Origin of the sequence: Pedococcus sp., from assembly GCF_036554925.1 — a bacterium.
In the GTDB taxonomy this organism is placed as follows: domain Bacteria; phylum Actinomycetota; class Actinomycetes; order Actinomycetales; family Dermatophilaceae; genus Pedococcus_A.
The window spans coordinates 1-8,020 of record NZ_DATBMI010000179.1 but is presented as its reverse complement, the minus strand read 5'-3'; the positions used below and the strand labels follow the sequence as shown (position 1 = coordinate 8,020).

8 protein-coding genes are annotated in these 8,020 nt (G+C 73.4%); 1 reads left to right on the top strand and 7 read right to left on the bottom strand.

Annotated elements, in window-relative coordinates; all coding sequences use genetic code 11:
• Nucleotides 1-282: 282 nt before the first annotated feature.
• The 7 genes from VIB11_RS13985 to VIB11_RS13955 form a co-directional block, all read right to left on the bottom strand.
• Nucleotides 283-774, bottom strand: coding sequence for a DUF2505 domain-containing protein (locus VIB11_RS13985; RefSeq protein WP_332031848.1), 492 nt, complete (start codon nt 772-774; stop codon nt 283-285).
• Between the two features lie 140 nt (nt 775-914).
• A complete protein-coding gene (locus VIB11_RS13980) occupies nt 915-1,895 on the bottom strand; it encodes a biotin-dependent carboxyltransferase family protein (protein ID WP_332031847.1) in 981 nt (326 codons plus the stop codon).
• Nucleotides 1,892-2,632, bottom strand: coding sequence for an allophanate hydrolase subunit 1 (locus tag VIB11_RS13975; RefSeq protein ID WP_332031846.1), 741 nt, complete (start codon nt 2,630-2,632; stop codon nt 1,892-1,894). Before VIB11_RS13975 ends, VIB11_RS13980 begins: the two co-directional genes overlap by 4 nt.
• A gap of 8 nt (nt 2,633-2,640) precedes the next feature.
• Nucleotides 2,641-3,414: a 5-oxoprolinase subunit PxpA gene (locus tag VIB11_RS13970; protein ID WP_332031845.1), complete on the bottom strand. Its 774-nt coding sequence runs from the start codon at nt 3,412-3,414 to the stop codon at nt 2,641-2,643.
• Nucleotides 3,415-3,440: 26 nt separating this feature from the next.
• Nucleotides 3,441-3,992 carry a hypothetical protein gene (locus VIB11_RS13965; RefSeq protein WP_332031844.1) on the bottom strand — a complete coding sequence of 184 codons (552 nt, stop codon included), beginning with the start codon at nt 3,990-3,992 and terminating at the stop codon, nt 3,441-3,443.
• On the bottom strand, nt 3,989-4,387 hold the full coding sequence (locus VIB11_RS13960; protein ID WP_332031843.1) for a hypothetical protein: 399 nt from the start codon (nt 4,385-4,387) through the stop codon (nt 3,989-3,991). Before VIB11_RS13960 ends, VIB11_RS13965 begins: the two co-directional genes overlap by 4 nt.
• Nucleotides 4,388-4,482: 95 nt before the next feature.
• Nucleotides 4,483-4,638, bottom strand: a complete 156-nt coding sequence (locus VIB11_RS13955) for a DUF6131 family protein (protein WP_332031842.1) — start codon at nt 4,636-4,638, stop codon at nt 4,483-4,485.
• Nucleotides 4,639-4,867: 229 nt separating this feature from the next.
• Here VIB11_RS13955 and VIB11_RS13950 point away from each other — a divergent pair.
• Nucleotides 4,868-8,020, top strand: a 3,153-nt coding sequence (locus tag VIB11_RS13950; protein ID WP_332031841.1) for an NAD-glutamate dehydrogenase, incomplete at its 3' end; no start/stop codon positions are given.

Below are 8,020 nucleotides of genomic sequence, written 5' to 3'. Positions count from 1 at the left end.
GGCGGCCGCGCCTCGGGCACCAACGACAAGGCCGGCGCCGCCCAGAACCTCCTGCGCTGGACGTCCGCGCGCTCCATCAAGGAGACCTTCAACCCGCCGACCCACCACGCCTACCCGCACATGGGCTGACACAGCACAGCGCGCCGCGGGCACCGGCTGCGCACGCGAAGGGCCTGGAACCGCTGCGGTTCCAGGCCCTTTCGTATGCCGGGTGGCCGAGCCCGCGGTCAGCCGAGCCCGCGGTCAGCCGAGCCCGCGGCCGTCAGGCCGAGCCCGTGGCCGTCAGCCGTGGAGCCACTCGTGGGCCGTCTCCACCTCGATGTCGATGGCCTCCCGGATGGGCGACGCCGCAGCCTTCTCCAGCTTGCCGCCGATGAGCGGGACCTTGGCCTTGAGCTCGGCGTCGATGTGCTCGAGCGTGCCGGGACCGCCGGGCTCGAGGCGCAGGGTGCCGTGCATCGAGAGCGGCACACCGGCGACCTCCATCGCGACGGTGCCCTCGCGGGTGCCGTCGCCCGCGGCCGGGCCCCAGTCCTGCGTCTCGTGGACGGTGATGGTCTCGCCGACGAAGGACTTCGCGAAGTCGGGGAGCCCCTGGCTGGGCAGGACGCGCTCGGTGGTGATGATGGTGCGGTCGCCCGACGTGCTCACCTCCGCCTCGTGCTTGATGGCCGCGGTCGCGGCGCACTTGGCGGACGCGAAGCCGGGGTCGGACAGGACGGCGAAGACCTCCTCCGGGCTGGCGTGGTACTCGGCGGACTTCGTGAGCTTCATGCGTGTCTCCTGGGCGGATCGGCCACAGCGTTCGCTGGGGGCCCCGGCCTCGGGGGTCGCTGGTGGGGCGCGACGATCGTAGCCACCGTGGGTCCGGGGTGTTGACCCGCGCCATGCCGCGCGCCAACACCCCGACCCGGCTAGCCCCGGTGCAGGCGGAAGAGCAGCTCCTGACCGGGTACGACCTGCGCCGCGAGGTCGATGTCGGCCTCGACGACCACCGCCACCACGGGGTACCCGCCGGTCACGGGGTGGTCGCTGAGGAAGACCACGGGCTCCCCGCCGGGCGGGACCTGCACGGCCCCGCGGACGACTCCCTCGCTCGGCAGCTCGGCTGTCCGGGTCGAGGGGTGGCGCTCCAGGCCCGGGCCGACCAGCCGCACCCCGACCCGGTCGCTCTGCTCCGAGACGGTCCACACCGTGGCGGTCAGGGCGTCCAGGGAGGCGAGCCATCCAGCCCGTGGCCCCACCGTCGCGCGCAGGGTCACCGCGCCCGGGTCGGGCGGGCGCACCGGTGCGATGTCGACATGGGGATGGCCCGACGGCTCGCCGACCGGCACTCGGTCGCCCGCCGTGAGCGGTGGTGGACCGATCCCGGACAGCACGTCGGTGGAGCGGGAGCCGAGCACCGGCGGCACCGCGACGCCCCCGCGAACCGAGAGGTAGGTGCGCAGGCCGGACCGGGGACGGCCCAGCCGCAGGGTCTGCCCGTCGCGCAGCAGGAAGGGCGCGGCGTGGCCCACGAGAGAACCGTCCAGGGTGGCGTCGCAGGGCGCGCCGGTGAGCACGGCCGTGACGCTGCCGTGCGCGCGCACGGCCAGGCCGCCGAGCGTGACCTCGAGGGAGGCCAGCCGCGGGTCCTGGCCCAGCAGCCGTGCACCGAGGGCGTGGGAGCGCCGGTCCGCGGCCCCCGAGCGGCCGACACCCAGCGACGCGAGGCCGGCGCGTCCGAGGTCCTCCACCAGCGTGAGGGGACCGGCATCGAGCACCTCGAGCACGGCATACGGCTCGTGCACGGAGGGCCCGCCCGCCCGCTGCTCCGGACGCCCTCGGGGCTGGACGCCCTGCAGACCGGCCGCGTCATCGGCGCTGCCGTGGGCGTCGCTGCTGCCGGCGTTCATGACCCGGCACCGCCCACGTGTCCGCCCTCGGCGGCCACGAACCGCACCCTGGTGCCGGGTCGCAGCAGGGCAGGAGGGTCGCGGTCGAGGTCCCACAGGACGGCCTCGGTGTGCCCGATGATGCGCCAGCCGCCGGGGGAGCTGCGCGGGTAGATGCCGCTGAACCGACCCGCCAGGCCCACCGCGCCGGCCGGCACCCGGGTGCGCGGCTCGGAGCGTCGTGGCACCTCGAGCCGCGGGTCGCCGCCGGCGAGGTAGGCGAAGCCGGGGGCGAACCCCGCGAAGGCGGCGGTCCACAGCGCGCCGGTGTGCGCCTCGACGACCTCGGCGACCGTCAGGCCGGTGTGGTGGGCGACGTCCTCGAGATCCTCACCGTCGTAGCGGACAGCGATGCGCAGCTCCACCGCGGCAGTGCTCTCGCCGGTGCTGACGCCACCGCTCGGCGAGGTGGCCGGTGCCACAGGCCAGCTCGCGGGGTTCGACAGCAGCTCCGACACCGCCTGTCGCAGGGCGCCGAGGGCCGCGGACTCCTCGGCGACCACCAGCAGGGTGCTGGCCGCGGGGACGAGGTCGGCCAGGCCGGGCAGGTGAGGGCGCTGGGACTCCAGGGCGGAGTGCAGCGCCAGCACCTCGGGGATGTCCCCCAGCTCGACGAGGAACGCCGACTCGCCGCACGGGAGCAGGGCCGGGGCGGTGTCGGGTCGGCCGGACCGGTCGGGCAGGTCGTGCGCGGCCATGGCAGCCCTCAGGGGGACTCCGGCGCGAACGGCGCGACACGCACCCCGGCGGCCGAGAGCGCCTCGCGCACCGCGGTGGCCATGCCGACGGCCCCCGGGGAGTCCCCGTGGACGCACACGGACTGCGCGGTGACCGAGACCTCCGAGCCGTCGACCGCCCGGACGGTGCCCGACACGGCGAGGCGCACGACGCGGGCCGCGACCTCCTCGGGGTCGTGCAGCACCGCTCCGGGCGCGGACCGCGGCACGAGGGTCCCCGCGGGGGTGTAGCCGCGGTCCGCGAAGGCCTCGGCGACGGTGGGCAGCCCGGCCTCGCCCGCTGCCTGGAGCAGGATGGAGCCCGGCAGCCCGAGCACGGCGAGGTCCTGGCCGGCGAGGCGGATGCCCTCGACCACGGCGCCGGCCTGGGCCTCGTGCGTGACGACCGCGTTGTACAGGGCGCCGTGCGGCTTGACGTAGCGGACGCGGGTGCCGGCCGCGCGGGCGAGCCCGTCGAGGGCGGCGATCTGGTAGACCACCTCGGCGGTCAGCTCGGCAGGGTCGACGTCGATGAACCGCCGCCCGAACCCGGGGAGGTCGCGGTAGCCGACCTGGGCGCCGATGGCCACCCCGCGCTTGGCCGCCATCCGGCAGGCCGACAGCAGCACGGCGGGGTCTCCGGCGTGGAAGCCGCACGCGATGTTGGCGCTCGTGACGACGTCGAGCATGGCCTCGTCGTCCCCGAGCACCCAGCGGCCGTAGGACTCGCCGAGGTCTGCGTTGAGGTCGATGGTCACCTTCACGACGCCATTGTCCCGCGGCCCGGCCCTCAGCGCCGCACCGCGGCGGCCTCGTCGGCCAGCGCCTGGCGGGCGGACTCCAGCGCCTCGGCGAGACGGGCCCGCCGTCGGGCGAGCAGGAGGAGCACCCGGTCGACCCGGGTCTGCAGCTCGTCGCGCACCCCCTGGCGGGCCGCCGCGTCACCCGCGTCGGCGACGCCCGCGACGCCCCACCGGAGCTCGACCCGCCCGTCGACGAACCGGAGCCCGGCGGCGGCCGCACGCCCCTCGAGGTCTCGCAGCTCCTGCAGTGCCTCCGCGAGGTCGGAGGAGTGCTCCTGGAGGGCGGACCCGGCGCGGTCGAGCTGGGTCGACATGGCGTGGGCGGCGTCGAGCAGCGCACGCTGGCGCCGAGCGAGGTCGCGGGCGGCACGGCGCGTCCGGGCCTGCTCACGCCCGCCGGAGGTGGCGTCGTCGGACCGGAGGTCACCGGTCGCGCGGTCCGCCCTCGTCGTGGCCGACTCGAGGCGCGAGGACAGCCGGCGCAGCGAGCCGCCGGCCTGCGAGCACGAGCCCGGGTCGCCCTGGAGTCCTGCGCTCACGACCGCCACCGCCGACCCGTTCCGGACCGCTCGCGTGCTCCTGCCTCCGGACCGTGGCCTGCCTCCGGACCGTGGCCTGCCTCCGGACCGTGGCCTGCCTCCGGACCGTGGCCCGCCTCCGGACGGTGGCCTGCCCCCGGGCCGGGACCTGCCTCGAAGGCCGACTGCCCGGCGATGCGCAGCCGCCCCGCCAGCTCGGTGGCCTCGGCGTCGAGGGCCCGGAGCGTGTCGGCGAGCTGCTCGAGCAGGCCGTCGACGGCCGACTGCACGTCGCGCTCGCCGAGCTCGGGGAACAGCGCCAGCACCTCGTCCGCGCCGTCACGCGCCGTCTCGCGGAGGGCGGCGAGGGCGGTGCCGAGGGCGAGCAGGCGCTCCGGGTCCACGGGCGGCGGCATGCGCCCACTGTAGTGAGCAACGGCAGCGGCCCCCGCCGTTACCCACATGGGTCGGCGGGGGCCGCTGCGTCAGTGCGGGGCGCTGCCCCGCACTGTCAGAACCAGTGCTTGCGTCCGCCCACGGCGCGGCCGGTGGCGCCGAGCACGTAGAGGACGGCGCCCACGACGACAAGGATGATCCCGATCGTGGTGAGGATCGAGATGCTGGCGAGCCATCCAATCAGAATGAGGATGATGCCGAGGATGATCACGTGCTGCTCCTTCGTCGATGCAGATGTGGTGCGCGAGTGGCACCGCGTGCCCCGGAAACGTAGCCCCACCTGCGCCAACGCGCGATTCGAACGAGCCACCGCTGGCGCCTCGCCCCGCGGCTGAGCACCTCAGGGCCCCGGGCGCCGGGTGGCCGCCGGAGCGCTAGGCTCGTCCTGGGTGCACAGCGGGGTGCGCCAGTCCGACACGGTGAGGATGAAGACCACAAGCATGTCTGCGTCGCTGGAGCAGTCGCGTCACCAGTTGTTGCACACGGCCGCCGAGCTGGCCGACCACCACGCCGGGGGTGAGCGGCTCGAGTCGTACCTGCGCCGCTACTACCGCCACGTCGCCACCGAGGACCTGCTGCCGCGCGCCCCGGAGGACCTCCTCGGCGCCGCCCTCTCGCACCAGCGGCTCGCGCAGAACCGGCCCGTCGGCACCGTCAACGTCGAGGTCTTCAACCCCGAGGTCGAGGAGCAGGGCTGGGCCAGCGGGCACACCGTCGTCCAGATCGTCACCGACGACATGCCCTTCCTGGTCGACTCCGTGACGGCCGAGCTCCTCCGGATGGGCCGCACCGTCCACATCGTCGTGCACCCGCTCGTGCTGGTGCGTCGCAACGCCGCCGGCGACCTCGAGGAGGTCCTGGACCGGGGCGCCGCCGACTCCGGCACCGACGGTGGGGCCACGCCCGAGTTCGGGGTCGTGCGCGAGTCCTGGATGCACCTCGAGATCGACCGCGACAGCGACCCGCAGGACCGCAAGGCGATCGCGGACAACCTGCGCCGGGTGCTCTCCGACGTCCGCGAGGCGGTCGAGGACTGGCCGAAGATGCGCGCCAAGTGCACCGAGATCGCCCAGGTGCTCGAGCAGAGCCCCCCGGTCGGGATCCCGCCCGAGGAGGTCGAGCAGACCCGCCGCCTGCTCGACTGGCTGGCCGACAACCACTTCACCTTCCTCGGCTACCGCGAGTACCACCTGAACCGCGGTGACGGCGCCGACACCCTCACGGCCGTCCACGGCACCGGCCTCGGGTTGCTGCGCTACGACACGAGCGGCGAGGGCGTCACGCTCAGCGAGCAGGCCAGCGGCGTGGCGCGCGAGCGCAAGCTGCTGATCGTCACCAAGGCCAACAGCCGCGCCACCGTTCACCGCTCCGCCTACCTCGACTACATCAGCATCAAGACCTTCGACGAGGCCGGCGACGTCACCGGGGAGCGGCGCTTCCTCGGGCTCTTCACGTCCACGGCATACACGGAGTCGGTGACGCGGATCCCGGTGCTGCAGGACAAGATCGACGCGATCTTCGACCGCACGGGGTTCACCGCGGACTCCCACTCCGGCAAGGACCTCCTCGAGGTCCTCGAGACGTACCCCCGGGACGAGCTGTTCCAGGCCGACCAGGACGAGCTGCACGACAACGCCACCTCCGTGCTGCACCTCCAGGAGCGGCGCAAGACCAAGCTGTTCCTCCGCCAGGACGAGTTCGGCCGGTTCGTCTCGTGCCTGGTCTACATCCCGCGCGACCGCTACAACACCGGCGTCCGGTTGAAGATGGAGTCGATCCTGCGCCAGGCGTTCCAGGGCGCCAGCGTCGACTACACGACGCGGGTGTCGGAGTCGGCGCTGGCGCGGCTGCACTTCGTCGTACGCGTGCCCCAGGGGGAGAGCATCCCCGAGGTCGACCAGGCGGTCCTGGAGAAGCAGCTCATCGACGCGACCCGCACCTGGGACGAGGACCTCTCCGAGGCGGCGCGCATCGAGCACGGCGAGGAGGCGGCGGCACGCCTCACCGGCCTCTACGGGAGGGCCTTCCCCGAGGCCTACAAGGAGGACTTCACGCCGCGGATCGGTGTCGCCGACATCCGTCACATGGAGGTCCTCGACACCGAGGAGGCCACGGGCCTCAACATGTACCAGGAGCCCGGGGCACCCCCGCACGAGCGGCGCTTCAAGCTCTACCGCCGCGGCCCGCTGTCGCTGACGCAGGTGCTGCCGATGTTCACCCACCTCGGCGTCGAGGTCGTCGACGAGCGGCCGTACGAGATCAACCGCAGCGACGGCGTCACGGTGCACATCTACGACTTCGGCCTGCGCGTGCGCAACGCGAAGGTCTGGACGGGCGAGTCCCGCGACCGACTGCGCGAGCTCTTCCAGGAGGCCGTCGGGGCCGTGTGGAACGGCCAGGCTGAGTCCGACGGCTTCAACGCCCTCGTGCTCGGCGCCGGCCTCACCTGGCGGCAGGTCGTCATCATCCGCACCGTCGCGAAGTACCTGCGGCAGACGCAGACCACGTTCAGCCAGAACTACCTCGAGAACGCCCTCGTGCAGAACCTCCCCATCGCGGGGATGCTCGTGTCGCTGTTCGAGGCGCGCTTCGACCCCGACCGGTATGCCGGTGGGGCCGGTTCGGAGCGCACGGCCGAGGAGGAGTCGATCGTCGCCGCCATCACGAAGGCGCTCGACGACGTGAAGTCCCTCGACCACGACCGCATCATCCGGTCCTTCCTGGGCGTCATCCGCGCGACGCTGCGCACCAACTACTACCAGCGGGCCCAGGACGCCACGGACAAGACGTACGTGAGCCTCAAGCTCAACCCGAAGGCCGTGCCCGACCTCCCCGCGCCGCGACCGGCGTTCGAGATCTGGGTCTACAGCCCGCGGGTCGAGGGCGTGCACCTGCGCTTCGGACCCGTCGCCCGTGGCGGCCTGCGGTGGAGCGACCGCCGCGAGGACTTCCGCACCGAGGTCCTCGGGCTGGTCAAGGCGCAGATGGTCAAGAACGCCGTCATCGTCCCGACCGGCTCGAAGGGCGGCTTCTACGCCAAGCAGCTTCCCGACCCGACCCTGGACCGCGACGCCTGGCTCGCCGAGGGCATCGCGTCGTACAAGCTGTTCATCTCCGGCCTGCTCGACGTCACCGACAACCGCGTCGCCGGCGCCATCGTCCCGCCGGAGCGCGTCGTCCGCCACGACAGCGACGACCCCTACCTCGTCGTCGCCGCGGACAAGGGCACGGCGACGTTCTCCGACATCGCCAACGGCGTCGCCCAGTCCTACGGCTTCTGGCTGGACGACGCGTTCGCCTCCGGCGGCTCGGCCGGCTACGACCACAAGGCGATGGGCATCACCGCCCGCGGCGCGTGGGAGTCGGTCAAGAGGCACTTCCGCGAGATGGGGGTCGACACCCAGAGCGAGGACTTCACCGCCGTCGGCATCGGCGACATGAGCGGCGACGTGTTCGGCAACGGCATGCTGCTCTCCGAGCACATCCGGCTGGTCGCGGCGTTCGACCACCGCCACATCTTCATCGACCCCAATCCCGTTGCGGCGACGTCGTTCTCGGAGCGCAAGCGTCTCTTCGAGCTGCCGCGCTCGTCG